At 43.0% G+C, this 17,578-nt stretch carries 13 protein-coding genes, 6 tRNA genes and 1 riboswitch; all 19 genes read right to left on the bottom strand.

The genetic code is table 11. From position 1 onward, the window contains the following. Positions 1-17 precede the first annotated feature (17 nt). The 19 genes from queA to BMX79_RS10360 all read right to left on the bottom strand — a co-directional run bounded on the left by queA (position 18) and on the right by BMX79_RS10360 (position 17,578). Positions 18-1,058, bottom strand: a complete 1,041-nt coding sequence (gene queA / locus BMX79_RS10455; protein ID WP_091482417.1) for a tRNA preQ1(34) S-adenosylmethionine ribosyltransferase-isomerase QueA — start codon at positions 1,056-1,058, stop codon at positions 18-20. A gap of 20 nt (positions 1,059-1,078) precedes the next feature. Beyond that, positions 1,079-2,092, bottom strand: coding sequence for a Holliday junction branch migration DNA helicase RuvB (gene ruvB, locus BMX79_RS10450; RefSeq protein ID WP_091482415.1), 1,014 nt, complete (start codon positions 2,090-2,092; stop codon positions 1,079-1,081). Between the two features lie 23 nt (positions 2,093-2,115). Next, positions 2,116-2,730, bottom strand: a complete 615-nt coding sequence (ruvA, locus tag BMX79_RS10445) for a Holliday junction branch migration protein RuvA (RefSeq protein WP_091482413.1) — start codon at positions 2,728-2,730, stop codon at positions 2,116-2,118. 103 nt (positions 2,731-2,833) lie between these two features. Continuing rightward, complete coding sequence (gene msrB / locus BMX79_RS10440; protein WP_091482411.1) at positions 2,834-3,262, bottom strand: peptide-methionine (R)-S-oxide reductase MsrB; 429 nt, start codon at positions 3,260-3,262, stop codon at positions 2,834-2,836. Positions 3,263-3,279: 17 nt separating this feature from the next. After that, complete coding sequence (gene mutL, locus BMX79_RS10435) at positions 3,280-5,193, bottom strand: DNA mismatch repair endonuclease MutL (RefSeq protein ID WP_091482523.1); 1,914 nt, start codon at positions 5,191-5,193, stop codon at positions 3,280-3,282. 20 nt (positions 5,194-5,213) lie between these two features. Next, positions 5,214-7,811 (bottom strand): DNA mismatch repair protein MutS, encoded by a 2,598-nt coding sequence (gene mutS, locus BMX79_RS10430; RefSeq protein WP_091482409.1) that lies wholly within the window; start codon positions 7,809-7,811, stop codon positions 5,214-5,216. Positions 7,812-7,847: 36 nt separating this feature from the next. Next, positions 7,848-8,651 carry a TIGR00282 family metallophosphoesterase gene (locus BMX79_RS10425; protein WP_091482407.1) on the bottom strand — a complete coding sequence of 268 codons (804 nt, stop codon included), beginning with the start codon at positions 8,649-8,651 and terminating at the stop codon, positions 7,848-7,850. 134 nt (positions 8,652-8,785) lie between these two features. Then, a complete protein-coding gene (gene rny, locus BMX79_RS10420; RefSeq protein WP_091482405.1) occupies positions 8,786-10,348 on the bottom strand; it encodes a ribonuclease Y in 1,563 nt (520 codons plus the stop codon). A gap of 234 nt (positions 10,349-10,582) precedes the next feature. After that, positions 10,583-11,629, bottom strand: a complete 1,047-nt coding sequence (gene recA, locus BMX79_RS10415; protein ID WP_091482403.1) for a recombinase RecA — start codon at positions 11,627-11,629, stop codon at positions 10,583-10,585. Between the two features lie 120 nt (positions 11,630-11,749). Further along, positions 11,750-13,030 carry a competence/damage-inducible protein A gene (locus BMX79_RS10410; RefSeq protein WP_091482401.1) on the bottom strand — a complete coding sequence of 427 codons (1,281 nt, stop codon included), beginning with the start codon at positions 13,028-13,030 and terminating at the stop codon, positions 11,750-11,752. A gap of 136 nt (positions 13,031-13,166) precedes the next feature. Continuing rightward, complete coding sequence (pgsA, locus tag BMX79_RS10405) at positions 13,167-13,754, bottom strand: CDP-diacylglycerol--glycerol-3-phosphate 3-phosphatidyltransferase (protein WP_091482399.1); 588 nt, start codon at positions 13,752-13,754, stop codon at positions 13,167-13,169. Between the two features lie 60 nt (positions 13,755-13,814). Then, positions 13,815-14,720: a helix-turn-helix domain-containing protein gene (locus BMX79_RS10400; protein WP_091482396.1), complete on the bottom strand. Its 906-nt coding sequence runs from the start codon at positions 14,718-14,720 to the stop codon at positions 13,815-13,817. 301 nt (positions 14,721-15,021) lie between these two features. Continuing rightward, on the bottom strand, positions 15,022-16,203 hold the full coding sequence (metK, locus tag BMX79_RS10395; protein ID WP_091482394.1) for a methionine adenosyltransferase: 1,182 nt from the start codon (positions 16,201-16,203) through the stop codon (positions 15,022-15,024). After that, positions 16,201-16,283, bottom strand: a riboswitch (SMK box riboswitch). (Overlaps the previous gene by 3 nt.) A gap of 650 nt (positions 16,284-16,933) precedes the next feature. Then, positions 16,934-17,004: transfer RNA gene (locus BMX79_RS10385), tRNA-Gly, on the bottom strand. A gap of 18 nt (positions 17,005-17,022) precedes the next feature. After that, positions 17,023-17,095: transfer RNA gene (locus tag BMX79_RS10380), tRNA-Phe, on the bottom strand. A gap of 9 nt (positions 17,096-17,104) precedes the next feature. Beyond that, a tRNA-Asp gene (locus BMX79_RS10375) sits at positions 17,105-17,177 on the bottom strand. Positions 17,178-17,305: 128 nt separating this feature from the next. Then, positions 17,306-17,395, bottom strand: a tRNA-Ser gene (locus BMX79_RS10370). A 26-nt stretch (positions 17,396-17,421) separates the two neighbouring features. Then, a tRNA-Glu gene (locus BMX79_RS10365) sits at positions 17,422-17,493 on the bottom strand. 10 nt (positions 17,494-17,503) lie between these two features. Beyond that, positions 17,504-17,578 (bottom strand) — tRNA-Ile (locus BMX79_RS10360).

Genomic DNA, 17,578 nt, shown 5'->3' with positions numbered 1-17,578 from the left:
AACTTACTCCTACTCTTTTATCTCTTTTTTACAAACATCGCATCTCCAAAGCTGAAGAAACGGTATCTTTCCTGAACAGCATGATTATATGCTTCTAATACGAAATCTCTACCGAGAAATGCACTGACCAGCATGATCAGCGTCGACTTAGGCAAATGGAAGTTAGTCAAAAATCCGTCCACAGCTTTAAATTGATAGCCAGGTGCTATGAAAATATCTGTCCATCCACTGGCTGCTTGGAATCTGCCGTCAAATTCCTGACCGATTGTTTCCAGTGTACGGATTGACGTGGTTCCGATAGCTATGATGCGCCCACCTTCGTCTCTTGTCTTGTTCAAAGTGGCTGCAGATTCTTCTGACAGCTGATAGAACTCTTCATGCATCTTATGTTCTTCGATATTATCTACACTCACCGGACGGAACGTGCCTAATCCCACATGAAGCGTCAGGAAAACGAGCTTGACTCCTTTTTCCTGTATTTTCTCAAGGATATCCTCCGTGAAATGCAGACCGGCTGTCGGTGCAGCAGCTGATCCATTTTCTTTCGCATAAACGGTCTGATAACGTTCGCTGTCATCAAGACGTTCTTTGATATACGGCGGAAGCGGCATTTCACCAAGTGACTCCAGTGTTTCCAGGAAAATTCCATCATAAGAAAATTCTACGATTCGTCCACCATGTTCCAGAGATTCGATAACGGTCGCTTTCAGACGTCCATCCCCGAACGTAATGACTGTTCCCGGCTTAGCTTTTTTAGCCGGCTTCATCAAGGTTTCCCACTTATCTCCCTCGAGGTTCTTAAGCAGAAGAACTTCCATGTGAGCCTTTGTGTCTTCTTTTTCTCCGTATAGTCTGGCCGGAAGGACCCGTGTGTTGTTCATTACAAGCGCATCACCCGGATTCAGTTCATCTATAATACTTTCAAACTGCCTGTCTTCAATAGATTCTGTTTCCTTGTTCAATACCATCATTTTAGAGGAAGATCTGTTTTTCAATGGTGTCTGGGCAATGAGTTCTTCTGGCAATTCAAAATCAAAATCATTTGTAGTTAATGTCATGCGTGTTCTCCTTCTGTGATTTACTTCTTCATCAGATGCATCAGGTCGAAATGGTCGTACGCCTTCTGAGTAGCCATTCTTCCACGAGACGTCCTTTGAATAAAGCCTTCTTTAAGCAGAAAAGGTTCGACCATATCTTCTATCGTCATCATTTCTTCTCCGATATTGGCCGATAAAGTATTCAGCCCTACTGGTCCGCCGTTATAAAGAGTGATCATGGTCTTGAGCAGTTTGTGATCGACGCTGTCCAGCCCCTTATGATCTACACTCAGCAGATCTAAAGCTGAAGCAGCATTCTCCTTATCGACGATGCCTTCTCCTCTGACTTGTGCATAATCTCTTACTCGCTTGAGCAGACGATTGGCAATTCTGGGCGTGCCTCTGGACCTTCTGGCAATTTCCAGCGCCCCGTCTTCCACGATATCCGTCTGCAGTACAGATGCCGATCTAAGCACAATTTTTTCCAGCTCTTCCTTGGTATAGTATTCCATATGTGCCAGAATACCGAACCGGTCTCTCAGAGGTGCCGACAGGGATCCGGCCCGAGTCGTTGCACCGATCAATGTGAAAGGGGGAAGGGGAAAATGGACGGGATGAGCCGTTTCTCCCTGGCCGATAATGATATCCACGTAGAAGTCTTCCATTGCGGAATACAGCATTTCCTCTGCAATCCTCGGCATCCGGTGAATCTCATCGATAAATAAGATCCCTCCTGGCTCCAGATCATTCAGCAGGGCCACCAGATCACCTGGCTTTTCAATTGCCGGGCCGCTGGTTGTCCTGATTTCTGCTCCCATTTCATTGGCAATCACCATGGCCATGGTGGTCTTTCCGAGTCCTGGGGGGCCATAGAGAAGAACATGATCCAGCGCTTCTTCCCTGTTTTTCGCCGCTTCGATGTATATCGACAGTTCCTTCTTTATTTTTTCCTGACCGAGGTAATGAGCCAGACGTTGTGGTCTGAGCGTATGCTCCAAAGACTGTTCCTTCGAGTCCATTACCTGTTCAGATGTCAGATGTTGATTGTCTTCCATAACGTTCTCCTTTATTCACTGGCCTATTTTTTCATCAGATAAGACAGAGCTTCCCGTATGTAAGCATCCGTACTCAGCTTCTTCCGATCATCAAACTGTTTTCTTACTCTCGCTACATCTTTCTTGGTGTAACCCAGTGCCAATAACGCCTCGATAGCTTCTTCAAAGGACTGGTTCGATCCTTCAGGCATGTCAAAGGCCTGTTGTCCTTCTAGGCCTTCCACATCTGTTCCTTCAAATTCAGACAGTTTCCCTTTCAAATCGAGAACGATCTGCTGAGCAGTCTTCTTGCCCACACCAGGGAACTTAGTCAGAAATGTGACATTGTTGTCTTCTATTGCCTGAACGAATCCTTTATGATTATCATTAGCTAAAATGGCCAGAGCGGATTTCGGCCCGATTCCTGACACATTGATCAGCTTCAGAAACAGATTTTTCTCCTGCATCGTCTTGAACCCAAATAGCTGCATACTGTCCTGTTTAACATCCTGATAGACATAAATCAGCGTTTCCTGACTGATCTGATCCGTATACCTGAAAGGATTCGCCATCAGTATTTTATATCCGATTCCCTGATTGTCGATCACAATATACCCAGGATAGAGATGTGCTACGGTCCCTTTTATATATTCAAACATATCATTACCCTCACTTACCGTTAGTTAATCTTCACTATTATAACACAAAAACACCTGTCCATTAAGTCAAGTTAAGAACAGGTGTTTCAGTTTATCATTTAGTTTATTTGAATTCCGCCAGATACTCGCCGTATCCTTCTTCCTCCAGCTTATCCACTGGAACAAAGCGCATGGCAGCCGAATTGATACAGTATCTCAAACCGCCTTTATCCTGTGGTCCATCTGTAAAGACATGACCGAGGTGCGAATCAGCTTCACTGCTTCTGACTTCTGTTCGTTCCATACCGAAAGTCGAATCTCTTTTCTCTTTTATTGTACGTTTCTTTATCGGCTTAGTAAATGAGGGCCAGCCGCAGCCTGCATCATATTTGTCATTTGACGAAAACAGTGGTTCACCACTGACTACATCGACGAAAATACCATCTTCGAAAAACTGGTCATATTCTCCAGTCCCAGGCCGTTCCGTTGCATTATTTTGCGTAACTTCATACTGGATCGGCGTGAGTTTCTGTTTCAGTTCTTTTTTATCCATGTGACGTCTTCCTTTCCTTAGTGAGGGTCCTGAATCCGTTTGAACATCTTTTCCATGTCATTTGTCGTAAAGCTGACCAGTACCGGCCTGCCATGCGGACAATTGTAAGGATTCTGGGTGCGTTTCAAATCTACCAGCAGCTGCATCCCTTCTTGTGGCGAAAGGTAATGATTGGCTTTGATCGACCGCTTACAGCTCATCATGATGGCCGTCGCTTCCCTGAACTTGGCAACAGTCAGGCTTTTATGTGCTAGGAAAAAGTCGATCATTTCCTTGATCGTCTCTTCTACCTGTCCGGCAATCATCCAGCTCGGATGGTTTCTTATGACAAAGCTGTTCTGACCAAAATCTTCCAGATTGATGGATGCTTCTTTTAGTTTGTCCAGATTGTCTCTGATTACGAGTGCTTCATCGGCAGGATATTCAAGAACAAGCGGGACCAGCAGTTCCTGCAAGTCCGTACCATGTTCGGATATCGTCGCCTTATAGTACTCATACTTGATCCTTTCCTGAGCAGCATGCTGGTCTATAATATACAACCCTTTTTCATTTTGAGCAAATAAATAAGTTCCGTGCATCTGTCCAATATACTCAAGTTCAGGAAATGGGGAGTGTGTCTGGCTGATAGAATCTATTTTCATAGCCGTTCTGACAACGGGTTCTTCATGCGTTTCGAGGCCAGCTGTAGCGCTTGGCTGTCTGTGCTCTTTGAAGTTAGAATCTTCTGCTTCTTCATTCCAGTTTTCAGCCTTGCTTAGTCCAACGTCTTCTCTCATAGTAAAACGCTGGTCATCCTCCAGAAGTCGTTCTGATGATTCATCTGAAAAAGTATCAGATGATCTCCGGTCGAACTGAAAGCGTGTTTGTTCGGGCTTGACCATCTTGTCTGTCTGTTTTCTACTCTGCGGCTTATACACATTTTCCAGCGCATTAGGGATCCGGTTTTCCTGACTTAACCGCTCCTTAATTGTCTGGCAGATCAGCTGTCCCAGTTCCCGTTCGTTACTGATGCGGACCTGCTGTTTAGTCGGATGCACATTTACATCCAGCAGCAGCGGATCCATTGTGATTTTGATTACCGCAACAGGGTAACGTCCAACCATCAATGTCGATCCGTAACCTTCAACAATAGCCTTATTCAAGGCATAGTTTTTTATCACTCGCCCATTCACGATCAAAGTGATGTAATTGTTGCTTGCTCTTGTCACTTCAGGAAGAGAAATGAACCCGTCCAGGTTAAAATCAAATGACTCTTTACTTATGTTCTTCATTTTACGGGCTGTGTCGACTCCATATACCCCCGCGATTGCCTGTATCTGCTCTTTATTTCCGGAAGTCCGGATCATGACAGATCCGTCTGATACGAGCTTGAAAGCTATCTCAGGGTGCGCAAGGGCAAACCGGTTGATTGCATCAGTGATGTGTGACAGTTCCGTCTTCAAAGTCCTTACATACTTTAGTCGGGCCGGTGTATTATAAAACAGTTCATCTACGGTTACTGACAGCCCCTGCCTTGACTTAGCTGCAGAATCCTCGACCACTTCTCCCCCTTCCAGAACCAGTCGTCTGCCGGGTTTATTGCTTTGTGCTGTTTCTACAGTAACTTTGGATACAGAGGCGATACTTGGAAGTGCCTCTCCTCTGAAACCAAGTGTTCTGATGCGGAACAAGTCGTCATTGGAAATCAGCTTACTCGTTGCATGGCGCTCAAATGCAGAAAGCACTTCTTCAGAAGCGATACCCTCACCGTTGTCGATTACTTGTATTCGGTTCAATCCGGCTTCTTCGACAAACACTTCGATCTTCGAACTGCCTGCATCGATGGCATTTTCCACCAGTTCCTTCACCACCGAAGCAGGACGTTCGATCACTTCCCCCGCTGCTATCTGATTGGCCAGGGTGGACGACATGATTTGGATTTTTGGAGTCATTTGGTCACTCAGCCTTTCACTCATCTGTTTTCAATTTTGTCCTGCAGCTGGCTTAAAAGCTGCAATGCTTCAATCGGGGTCGTATTGAGTACATTCACTTTCTGCAGTGCTGAAATCACATCTTTTTCGTTAGTCGTCAGATCATCAAAGAGGTTCAGCTGCTCCTGCTTCATCTGACTGATTTCTTTCACTGAAACAGACTGCTCATCTTTATCCTCGAATAGATGGTCTTCCTTCTGTTCCAGATCAGACAGAATATGTCCAGCCCGGTCAAGAAGAGAGTCCGGTAAGCCGGCTAATCTGGCCACCTGAACCCCATAGCTTTTATCCGCCGGGCCTTCCATCATTTTGTGAAGAAAGACAAGGTTTCCTTCTTCTTCAACTGCTCCAACATGTACATTTTTCAGTCCCTGAAGCCTTTCTTCCAGGACTGTCAGCTCATGATAGTGGGTTGAAAACAATGTTTTCGCTCTGATTTTATCATGTACATATTCAATGATGGCTTCCGCAAGTGCCATGCCATCATAGGTGGCAGTCCCCCGACCGATCTCGTCGAACAGAAGCAGACTGTTTTCTGTAGCGTGCTGGAGAGCCTGATTCGTTTCGTTCATTTCGACCATGAAGGTACTCTGGCCACCGATCAGGTCATCCATCGCCCCTATACGAGTAAACAGGCGGTCGAACACAGGCAGAGAAGCACTTTCTGCCGGTACAAAGCAGCCCATCTGAGCCATAATGACACTGAGTGCCAGCTGCCTCATAAACGTGCTTTTACCTGACATATTCGGTCCAGTAATCAGAAGAACGGATGTCTCCTTAGTCAGATCTACATCATTTGGCACATATGACTGTTCCCCCATGACTTTTTCCACTACAGGGTGTCTGCCGTTTTTAATATGGATATCCTGCGAATCAACTGAAAACTTTGGTCTTACATAGTTGTATTCCTCGCTGACGGCAGCAAAACTCTGAAGCACATCAATTTCTGCAACAGCACGAGCCAGCTTCTGCAACCTGTCTATCTCTTCTTTGACCATCTGACGGACACCGACAAACAAGTCATACTCGAGATTTTTTGACTTTTCCTCTGCTTCAAGGATCAGTGCTTCTTTCTCTTTGAGTTCTGGTGTGCTGTATCTTTCAGCATTTGTCAGGGTCTGCTTTCTTTCATAACGTCCTTCTTGCAGTTTACTTACATTGCCTTTAGACACTTCTATATAATACCCAAACACTTTGTTGAAGCCTATTTTCAGATTCTTTATGCCAGTAGCTTCTCTTTCTTGCTGTTCGAGTTCTGCCATCCAGCGTTTACCGTTAGTCATAGCTTCCTTATATTTGTCAAGCTGTTCGTGGTAACCTCTTCTGATTATCTCTCCATCAGTAACTGATATCGGGGGATCTTCATCGATAGCCTGCTCGATCAGATCCCGCACGTCATTGATCGGATCCAGCTGATTTAAATAACTGTCCCAGATCTTTTCTGCATTGAGCCTGTCAATGATATCTGTTACATGAGGAATCTGATCAAGAGACTGCTTGAGTTGGATCAGATCTCTGGCATTGACTGTCCCAAAAGCTACTCTTCCTGCCAATCTCTCTAAATCATAGATGTTCTTGAGAACCTCGACCAAGTCATTCCGCTCAAAAAAGTGATTGAGAAGACCTTCTACTTTGTCCAGCCGCTCCTCGATCTGCTTTTTCCTTATCAGCGGCTTTTCAAGCCAGGATCTCAGCATGCGTCCTCCCATAGCTGTCTGGGTCTCATCCATCAGCCAAAGCAAGGTACCCTTTTTTGATCCGTCTCTCAAGGATGTAGTCAGCTCAAGGTTTCTTCTGGCATCCTGTCCATACAACAGGAAATTTCTTGTTTCATAAAACTGAACTTCCTGAAGGTGGTCCAGACTCCTCATCTGTGTTTCTGACAAGTAAGCCAACAGCAGATCAATGACTCTGATAAGCGAGCGGTCCTGAATCGATTCAGTCAGACTGGATAATGGGTGCTGATGATCATCTGAAGAAGGATGCGAGACAGACATATTGTAGTGCTGAGCGAGCGTTTCCTGCAGGTCCAGAAATTCTCCAGCTTCAATGATCACTTCCTTACACTGAATCGACACCAGTTCATTCACTGCCTCCTGAAGGGACTCCACTTCAGTCACTTTGATTTCACCAGTAGTCAGATCAGCGTAGGACAGACCGATGTGGGGGTGCAGAGAAGCCACAGCTGCTATATAGTTGTTCTCTTTGGCCTCGACTGTCTTGGACTGCATGACCGTCCCTGGTGTGACAACCTGGACAACTTCCCTTTTGACCATTCCCTTGGCCTGTTTCGGGTCCTCCACCTGTTCGCATATCGCCACTTTGTAGCCCATTTCTATTAAGGTATCAATATATCCCTTGGCAGAGTGATGAGGCACCCCACACATGGGGATCTGCTCTTCCGCATTCTTATTTCTACTTGTCAAGGTCAGCTCAAGCAGCCGGGCAACCTTTACCGCATCATCAAAGAACAATTCATAGAAATCGCCTAGACGATAAAACAGAAAGGCATATGGATACTGTTTTTTTATTGATAAGTACTGCTCCATCATAGGAGTATGCTTAGTTTTCTGGGGCATCATGCTCACTCTTTCTAATTTCTATCGTTCAATTGGTCAACCGAAGAACGGATTATCTTCATCAATACGGATAGGCTTGATATCAACAGCTTTTCCACTGGTATTGTCTATCTCCAGGTAACAGCCATTCAATCGCGTCCGACCCGTTTCCGGCACGTCAAACCGGTTAGGCATCTGAGTAGTAAATTTCTGAAGAATCGACTCTTTTTTCATCCCCAGGACACCATCATAGAAGCCTGTCATTCCGACATCGGTCTGATAAGCCGTGCCTTGGGATAAAATTCTCGTATCATTGGTCTGCACATGCGTATGTGTGCCAAGAACTGCAGAGACCTCTCCATCCATGAACCAGCCCATTGCTTCTTTTTCACTAGTTGCTTCTGCATGGAAATCGATAAGGATGTGAGGGGTGATTTTTTTTGCTTCTTCAACAAGAGCCCGTCCGATACGGAATGGATCTTCTAAATCAGCCATGAACGTTCGGCCGTGCAGGTTGATCACTGCCAGAGTCTGCTGATTGATTTTGATATAGGCCAGTCCCTTACCAGGCGTAACATCATTATCAGGATAATTAGCTGGACGAATCAGCTTTTTTTCCCTGTCAATAAAGTCAAAGATTTCTCTCTGATCCCAGGTATGGTTTCCCATAGTGACCAAATCGACCCCTGCCTGCAGAAGCTTTTTATAATCTCTTTCAGTGATCCCTCGTCCCCAAGCTGCATTCTCACCATTGGCAATCGTTGCCTGAGGCTTATACTTATCTTTTAACCGAGGAAGCCACTCTCTGACCATATCTACACCAAGTGCCCCTACAATATCTCCTATGAATAATACTTTCATACTCAGTCCTCTTTTCTAATCGCTCTCTCTATTTTAACAGCTTTATACTCCAAAAATCAAAATCATTCATAATACATACTGGATATAAAAAAGTCAATCATACAGACAAGATGCCTGCATGATTGACCTGTTTGTTATTTAGCATATTCTACTGCTCTTGTTTCGCGTATAACCGTTACTTTAATATGTCCAGGATAGTCCATATCTTCTTCAATTTGCTTACGTACATCTCTAGCAAGTTTAGACGTCATACTGTCATCAAGCTCATCCGGCTTAACAATAATGCGTACTTCTCGTCCAGCCTGAATAGCGAAACTTTCCTTGACACCCTTATGGCTGTTGGAAATGCGCTCAAGGTTTTCAAGTCTCTGCAGATAATGCTCCAGTGACTCACTTCTTGCTCCAGGTCTTGCCGCAGATATAGCATCTGCCGCTTCGACTAAGACTGAGATGACAGAAGTAGCTTCGACATCTCCATGGTGGGAAGCGATCGCATTAATGACCGTATCATTTTCCTGATATTTCATAGCGATTTGAGCTCCGATTTCCACATGTGACCCTTCTACTTCACTGTCCAGTGCTTTACCAATATCATGGAGAAGCCCGGCACGTTTAGCTAGCTGAATGTCTTCACCTAGTTCTGCGGCCATAACCCCAGCCAGTTTTGCAACTTCAATTGAATGATTCAGCACGTTTTGACCATAACTTGTTCTAAAATGCAGACGTCCGACGATTTTCATCAGATCAGGATGGATCGAATGAATGCCCAGATCGAACATCGCTTCTTCTCCAATTTCTCTGATTCGTTCATCCATTTCCTTACGTGATTTCTCCACAGCTTCTTCAATTCTACCAGGATGGATACGTCCGTCAGAGATGAGTTTCTCAAGTGCCATTTTGGCAGTTTCTCTTCTGATTGGATCATATCCACTTAAGACGACTGCTTCAGGAGTATCGTCAATAATCAGATCCATTCCTGTCAGACTCTCAAGTGTTCTGATGTTACGTCCCTCGCGGCCGATGATACGACCTTTCATGTCATCATTTGGCAGACTGATCACACTTACAGTTGATTCTGTCACGCGATCAGCTGCACACCGCTGGATAGCTTGTGTGACTAACGCTTTGGCTTTTCTGTCTGCTTCCACTTTAGCTTTATCCTCATACTGCTTGACCATGATAGCCATTTCACGAGACAAGTCGTCTTCCGTCTGCTTCAGTATAATAGATTTGGCTTCCTCTTCTGACAAAGCTGCAATTGTATGAAGCTTGTTCTGCTGTTCCTCAAGCAGGTCTTTAGCTGCCTGTTCCAGCTCTTCAACTTTTTTCTGTCGTGCAGAAAGTTTATCCTCTCTGCTCTGCAGTGAACTTTCCCTTTTTTCCAAAGTACTTTCTTTCCGCCCTAGGTTATCTTCTCTTTGAGCTAGTCGATTTTCCTGGCGAGATACTTCAGATCGACGTTCCTTCAGCTCCCACTCTGCCTCTGTTCGATAAGAATGGATTTCTTCCTTTGCCTCCAGCAACGCTTCTTTTTTCAAAGTTTCAGCTTCTTTATTTGCCTCTTCAACAATGTCTTCAGCTGTTTGTTTAGAATTAGCTAATCTTTTCTCAAAACTCTGTTTTGTAAAATAAGATCCTGCAACTACACCAATAATCAAAGCAACGATGATAGCGAAGGCTGTTGAAAGTATGTCCATCTAATCACCTCCGTATCAATATTTTGTTTTCATGTATAAAATAATCAGATATCGATTAAAATATCCTGTTAAGGTTATCGTACACAATTAGTTCTGTTTCATATTTAAATAAATTAGAAACATACTAGTTCAATTTTATAGGTCTTTACACCTTCTGTCAACTAGGATTTGTGGGCGCTGACGACAGGAAAACAAAAAAACAGCACCCTCTTATTCAGAGGATGCTGAGTCAGATTAATCAAGATCAAGTGTTTCAGGATCCGTACTTTCGATGATTTCCGTGTCTTCTTCATCACCGATGCCATAGGCTGTACGAACTTTCTTCTCAAGTTCTGCACGCATTTCAGGATGATCGACCAGATACTGTTTAGCGTTCTCTCTCCCTTGACCGATTCTTTCATCGCCATATGAGTACCATGCGCCTGCTTTAGTAATAATATCCGCGTCTGCTCCCATGTCTACGATTTCCCCGACTTGTGAGATTCCCTGGCCATACATGATATCGACCATAGCCACTTTGAATGGTGGAGCAACTTTGTTTTTGACAACTTTGATTTTCGTACGGTTACCCGTCATGTCCTGTCCGGATTTAATTGATTCTCCTCTTCTAACTTCCAATCTTACAGAAGAATAGAATTTCAAGGCACGTCCTCCGGGTGTCGTTTCCGGATTACCGAACATCACCCCAACCTTTTCACGAATCTGGTTGATGAATAGAGCAATCGTCTTCGTCTTGTTGATCGATCCGGATAATTTACGAAGAGCCTGAGACATCAGTCTCGCTTGCAGTCCGATGTGCGAGTCTCCCATTTCTCCATCAATCTCAGCTCTTGGGACCAGCGCAGCCACAGAGTCGATAACGACCATATCCACCGCACCACTTGAAACTAACGCATCAGCAATTTCAAGTGCCTGCTCTCCCGTGTCCGGTTGAGATAAAAGCAGTTCGTCGATGTCTACTCCAAGTGCTCTTGCGTACTTAGGATCAAGTGCATGCTCCGCATCGATAAAGGCAGCGATCCCGCCGTTAGCCTGTACTGAAGCTATCGCATGAAGGGCAACAGTTGTTTTACCGGAACTTTCAGGACCGTATACTTCAATGATACGTCCTCTAGGGTATCCACCTATACCTAGTGCAACATCCAGTGAAAGTGAGCCACTCGGTACTGTCTTGACCTGAGTGTCAACTTTTTCACCCATTTTCATGATTGACCCTTTACCATAACTTTTTTCAATTTTTTTCATTGCTGTTTCTAAAGCTTTTGCGCGATCATCCGCCATTTAATTTCCTCCTGTATACGTTCACTTGTCTTCTTTAATATAGAATACTTAGCTAATCTCTATGTCTATTTTAGACTGATGTATCAAAAAAATCAAGCTTTTTTCGAACATTCATTCGGTTTATTTTTTATCTTCGCCATAAAAAATCGTATTCTCTATTGGCATGTCTTTCAGGACTCGTCTAACGAGTTCCAAGGCATTTTGCACAGCCAGCCGTCTGTTTCTATTCCGCTTATATCCGAAGTGAAAGTGTTTTGAAAATGATTGTTTGTCTTTATATGCGATTCCTATATAAACCGTGCCTGGTATCTGGTCTTCAAGCGAACTCGGTCCTGCCACGCCTGTCAGCCCGACACCAATATCGGCATCAAACATAGCTCTGGATTTTTCAGCCATTTCTATCGCACATTCCGGGCTGACTACTCCAAATTTGTTGATTGTTTCTTTAGTGACTTTAAGAACTTTATTCTTTTTATCAGCACTGTAAGTTACTAATCCCCCTTCCAGAATAGAACCAGCAGACAAATCACTTGTCAGCTCACTGAGGAAAGCACCTCCAGTCAGACTTTCTGCTGCTGTTATAGTCAAGCTTCGCTCGATCAGCATATCTTTTATGACATCGGCCAGCCGCTTGTCACCATATCCAAAGAAGTAATCGGACAATATCTCCATTATATCTTTCTCTATATCGTCTATCGCTTCATTTCCCTCTTCCTCATTCTGAGCTTTTGCTGTAATTCTGACTGTTATTTCTCCGTCATTCGCATAGACTGCTACTGTAGGATTGGACTGGTTCACTACTATATCCTGAATTTTTTCTGCCAGTTGTGCTTCTGTCAGTCCGAAGAACCGCATCACTCTGGAAACGAGCACCTGTTCATCGAGGATGTGCTTGACTATCTCTTCTTTCAGATAATTTTCAACCATCGGCTCCAGTTCGTCAGGTGGCCCCGGCAGGAGGGCATAATGGCGATTGTTCTGGGTCAGCATCATGCCTACTGCCAATCCTGTGTCATTAGTCAGCGGTCTCGAATCTGCAAGAATCAGAGCCTGGAGCTGATTGTTTTCAGGCATATTAAAATCAGAATTTTTATGATAGGTTATGATCTTGTTTTCAGTCTCTTCGTGAAGAATAAGATCGACACCCAGATGATTGGCTAGAGTTTTTTTCGTAATATCATCTTCCGTAGGTCCCAGACCACCAGATAATACAATCAGATCGACTCTTTGTTCAGCCTGCTTAATTGCATCAACCAGTCTTTCAGGGTTATCTCCTACTGTTACATGATGGTACACTTCGACTCCTAAAGCAGCCAGTTCTCTTGACAGGAATGCAGAATTGGTATTGACTACATGCCCAAGCAGCAGTTCCGTTCCTATTGAAATAATTTCTGCTTTCATAAAGACCTCCTATATATAATATTTACCTTTCATTTTATTTATCACTAATATTTTAACACATGAAAAAAATAAACCATTTCAAAATGAATTAAAAAGACACACAAGATTAAACCTGCATGCCTTTCATTATTCATTATTATTTTGAAAAAGTACCTGAGAACACGTCTCTTGCCTCGTAAAAATAATTGACTCCTGAATATATCGTAAAGAAGAGACAGACATAGAGCAGGATTGTTCCTACAGAAACATTCAATCCACCAAAAGGAAAATCATTGATCAAAAGAAAAATAATTGCGAACATTTGAGTGTTCGTTTTTATTTTCCCGGGCCAGGCAGCTGCCATGACTGTTCCACCCTGTTCCACAAGAATCAGTCTTAATCCTGTTACTGCCAGTTCTCTGGAAACAATAACTGCTACAACCCATGAAGGGGCCAGTCCTAGTTCAACAAGAAGGATAAGTGCCGACATGACCAGCATCTTGTCTGCCAGAGGATCTGCAAATTTACCGAAGTTTGATACAATGTTCATTTTTCTTGCAAGATAACCGTCCAGCCAGTCTGTAAAACTCGCAACTGAAAACACAATCGCTGCCACAAGCAGCTGAATATCGATATCTGAACCAAACACAGTCAGCGTGCCTAAATTTAGAGGAGCGAGGACCAGTACGATAAATATGGGAATCAGAAAAATTCTGAACAAGGTGATTTTATTAGGTAAATTCATTGTTTCCTCCTGATGAAAAAGACCAGACTGACGAAAGACTGGTCTTTTATTTTTCTATGATTAATTAAATGTGATGAACATTTCCTGTCTTACAGCTGTTGCTGCTTCGGCAGAAGGTAAGGATTCACCATTCAGTTCAATTGAAGTTGCAGATGCATTTCCAATAATTATAGAGACTTCGGACACAGTTCCATCAAATGAGACTTCAAGTGTTTCTCCTGGTTGAATGGTTCCTGAATCAGTTGAAGATCCATCTATAGTTATACTTACCCATGAGGCTGCTCCATCAGCAGACAAACTTAGCGTCTGATTATCCGGATGAGTTCCTGAGATTTCATAAGTTGTTGTAGAAACCGTTCCATCTATTTCTTCAATGGACTGCTCTTCACTGTCTTCTTCAGTATCCTCTTCATTATCCTCTTCATCTGACTCATCGTCACCAGTGTCTTGAGTATCTTCTTCTGAATCTTCTTCAGCATCTTCTTCCGCATCGTCGTTATTATCGACTTCAACGACACCAGCACCTTCATCACCCTGTATAAAGGAATCACTGTCGCCATTTCCAGTTCCACTGGTTACAGCTAAATATATTGCAAAGATAATAGCGATCACAAGCAGTACAATGAGTATTGTAGGAAGACTGTCCTGTACAGTAGCCATAAATCCACTTCGTTTGGTTTTAGAACGTGTCTGGGTATTCTGTACACTTTTCGAGTAGGTCGTTTCACTTACTTGAGGAAGACTGTCCATATGATTATTGATCAGTTCTTCTCCATTTAATCCAACAGAATCTGCGTATTGTTTAATAAAAGCACGCGCATAAAAATTGCCTGGTAATACATCAAGGTTGCCTTCTTCAACAGCGATCAGATAGCGTTTTTGTATCTTCGTAATTTGCTGCAGATCATCCAGTGTGTACCCTTTAGCTTGACGAGCTTCTTTTAATTTCTCTCCTATTTCGTTCAAACTATTTCACCTGCCTAGAGTATTTCATTTATTTATACGATTTAAAAGTCATTTCATTTAATGTTGTCATGATATAATGCAGGAAAAGAATGTGTTATATTCCATCCATCTTTAAAAGTATACCATAAGTGACTATACTCGTATAGTGAATAAACCCTCTAATCAAGAAATCAATTTTTAAGAATTTATTACAGCTATTGTGTATGTCAGCCGATATAATGTATATATATACAACATAGAGAATGTTATACAGTCAAAAATACAGGCACAAAATCGTATCAAGGATCTTGTGCCTGTTTATTTACATTAATTTACGTAATTCATCAGCTTTATCAGTTTTTTCCCATGGGAGATCAACATCAGTTCTACCGAAGTGCCCATAAGCAGCTGTCTGTTTGAATATAGGTCGTTTAAGATCCAGCATTTTAATGATTCCAGCTGGTCTAAGATCAAAGAGTTCTCTTACAGCTTTGATCAATCGCTCATTTGATATTTTCCCAGTTCCAAACGTATCGATAGAAATCGATACAGGCTGTGAAACACCAATAGCATAGGCTAGCTGAACTTCTACTTTATCTGCCAAATCCGCTGCTACTATGTTTTTAGCAATGTATCTGGCTACATAACTGGCTGAGCGGTCTACCTTTGTTCCATCTTTGCCGGAGAATGCTCCTCCACCATGACGAGCATATCCGCCATATGTGTCCACTATAATTTTTCTTCCTGTTAACCCGGCATCTCCTTGTGGTCCACCCACTACGAAGCGCCCTGTCGGATTGATATAGTATTTCGTGTCATTATCCAACCATTTGGAAGGAATGACCTGAGTGATTACTTTCTCCATAATATCTTTTTCTAACTGATCTGCTGTGATATCCGGTCTATGCTGAGTACTGATGACAACAGCATCTATTCGTCTAGGATTATCATTTTCATCATACTCTACGGTTACCTGAGCTTTTCCGTCAGGTCTTAAATAATCTAAGCTTTTATTCTTCCTGACTTTAGCAAGCTGGCGCGTTAGTTTATGACTAAGCGAGATAGGCAATGGCATAAGTTCTGGGGTTTCTTTAGTTGCATAGCCAAACATCAGCCCCTGGTCACCTGCACCGATTTTGTCCAGCTCATCCTGAGCTTCAGACTTGTACTCAACAGAGTCGTCTACACCTACTGCAATATCTGGTGACTGATCATCGATCGACACGACTACTGCACATGTATCTGCGTCAAATCCATATTTTGCACGTGTATAGCCTATATCTCTAATAGTATCTCGTGCGATTTTCTGCATATCGACATAAGTTTCTGTTCGTATTTCTCCTGCTATCAAAACGAGTCCTGTCGTAACTAATGTCTCACATGCAACTCTAGCTTCCGGATCTTTAGAAAGGATTGCATCTAAAATAGCATCACTGATCTGATCAGCAATCTTATCCGGATGTCCTTCCGTTACAGATTCTGAAGTAAATAATCTTTTTTCCATTAAATATTCCCCCTAATTTGTTCGGTTACAAGGCTTCCGACCGGTTGTGGCCGTCCTATCGGGAATTCATTGTAAACCTTAACCATTTTACCACAAATCAGAAATAAATACACGCTGCAGTTTTAGACTGGGCATATGCATTAATATAACCCCACATCATATAGAGGAATATGATATGATTAATAAGAATATAAAAAAGGAGTTGACTCTATGTCCACTTTGAACAACACGAAAAACATTGAAGTTATTCTTTACCTTCTTACGCCCGTTATTGGCCTATCCTATTCTATAATGTATGAACCGATAACATTACTTCCTCTTGTAATGCTTCTTACATATTTATATAGCTTGAAAAGAGTAGAAAAGAATAACCATTCAGCCTGGGTCTCTAAATGGGTTACACTTATCTTGCTGTTGGTATCCTTATCTTATTTCTCTTACATTTATTCGTTGTTCTCACTTATATTATTATCCTCAACTGCCTTACTGGTGTGGTTGAAGCCTCAATTTTACACCTATAATTTAATACCAGTGTTTAATGTAATTAAGTTGTTTTTACTGATCGTGATTATGAACGCTTTTGCATTTTATAGTCAGACACTCTTTATAACTGCACGACTTATTCTATCTCTAATCATCCTATGCGTGCTATTTTCATTAATTTACATTAAGAATGCCAAAAAAAGGAACCCCAGTAGATGAGGTTCCTTTTTTTACGTTTTTGATATAAAGCGGGTGAGGAGAATCGAACTCCCGACATCAGCTTGGAAGGCTGGGGTTTTACCACTAAACTACACCCGCATCATTATCATAGGTATATGGCGCTGGACAGAGTCGAACTGCCGACACACGGAGCTTCAATCCGTTGCTCTACCAACTGAGCTACAGCGCCTAAAACAAGCGGTCCCGACGGGAATCGAACCCGCGATCTCCTGCGTGACAGGCAGGCGTGATAACCGCTACACTACGGGACCTGTAAATATTCGAAAAGTTTATGCTTGTAAACTTCTCAAGAAGCAACAATGTTTCGATAAGATACACTGTGGACTGGTGTCCAAGTGTACCATGTCTGTAATCACTGAAGCATCAACAGTCATGGTAAAGGAGGATGTGGGATTCGAACCCACGCGCGCTTTTACACGCCTGACGGTTTTCAAGACCGTTCCCTTAAGCCGGACTTGGGTAATCCTCCATTAAAGTAATATTATTCAATTACTATGACCCCTACGGGATTCGAACCCGTGTTACCGCCGTGAAAGGGCGGTGTCTTAACCGCTTGACCAAGGGGCCAGTATTATAATGGGCCTAAGTGGACTCGAACCACCGACCTCACGCTTATCAGGCGTGCGCTCTAACCGGACTGAGCTATAGGCCC

This window comes from Alkalibacterium pelagium, assembly GCF_900109325.1.
Classification (GTDB): Bacteria; Bacillota; Bacilli; order Lactobacillales; family Carnobacteriaceae_A; genus Alkalibacterium; species Alkalibacterium pelagium.
The sequence above is the reverse complement of the archived record's forward strand: the minus strand, read 5'-3'. Positions and strand labels throughout refer to the sequence as shown.

Excerpts from the sequence above, each read along its gene's own strand:
- msrB (WP_091482411.1), bottom strand. The coding sequence starts at position 3,262 with ATGGATAAAAAAGAACTGAAACAGAAACTCACGCCGATCCAGTATGAA.
- rny (WP_091482405.1), bottom strand. The coding sequence starts at position 10,348 with ATGGACATACTTTCAACAGCCTTCGCTATCATCGTTGCTTTGATTATT.
- mutL (WP_091482523.1), bottom strand. The coding sequence starts at position 5,193 with ATGACTCCAAAAATCCAAATCATGTCGTCCACCCTGGCCAATCAGATA.
- recA (WP_091482403.1), bottom strand. The coding sequence starts at position 11,629 with ATGGCGGATGATCGCGCAAAAGCTTTAGAAACAGCAATGAAAAAAATT.
- metK (WP_091482394.1), bottom strand. The coding sequence starts at position 16,203 with ATGGAAAAAAGATTATTTACTTCAGAATCTGTAACGGAAGGACATCCG.
- ruvA (WP_091482413.1), bottom strand. The coding sequence starts at position 2,730 with ATGTTTGAATATATAAAAGGGACCGTAGCACATCTCTATCCTGGGTAT.
- pgsA (WP_091482399.1), bottom strand. The coding sequence starts at position 13,754 with ATGAATTTACCTAATAAAATCACCTTGTTCAGAATTTTTCTGATTCCC.
- ruvB (WP_091482415.1), bottom strand. The coding sequence starts at position 2,092 with ATGGAAGACAATCAACATCTGACATCTGAACAGGTAATGGACTCGAAG.
- BMX79_RS10425 (WP_091482407.1), bottom strand. The coding sequence starts at position 8,651 with ATGAAAGTATTATTCATAGGAGATATTGTAGGGGCACTTGGTGTAGAT.
- mutS (WP_091482409.1), bottom strand. The coding sequence starts at position 7,811 with ATGCCCCAGAAAACTAAGCATACTCCTATGATGGAGCAGTACTTATCA.
- BMX79_RS10410 (WP_091482401.1), bottom strand. The coding sequence starts at position 13,030 with ATGAAAGCAGAAATTATTTCAATAGGAACGGAACTGCTGCTTGGGCAT.
- queA (WP_091482417.1), bottom strand. The coding sequence starts at position 1,058 with ATGACATTAACTACAAATGATTTTGATTTTGAATTGCCAGAAGAACTC.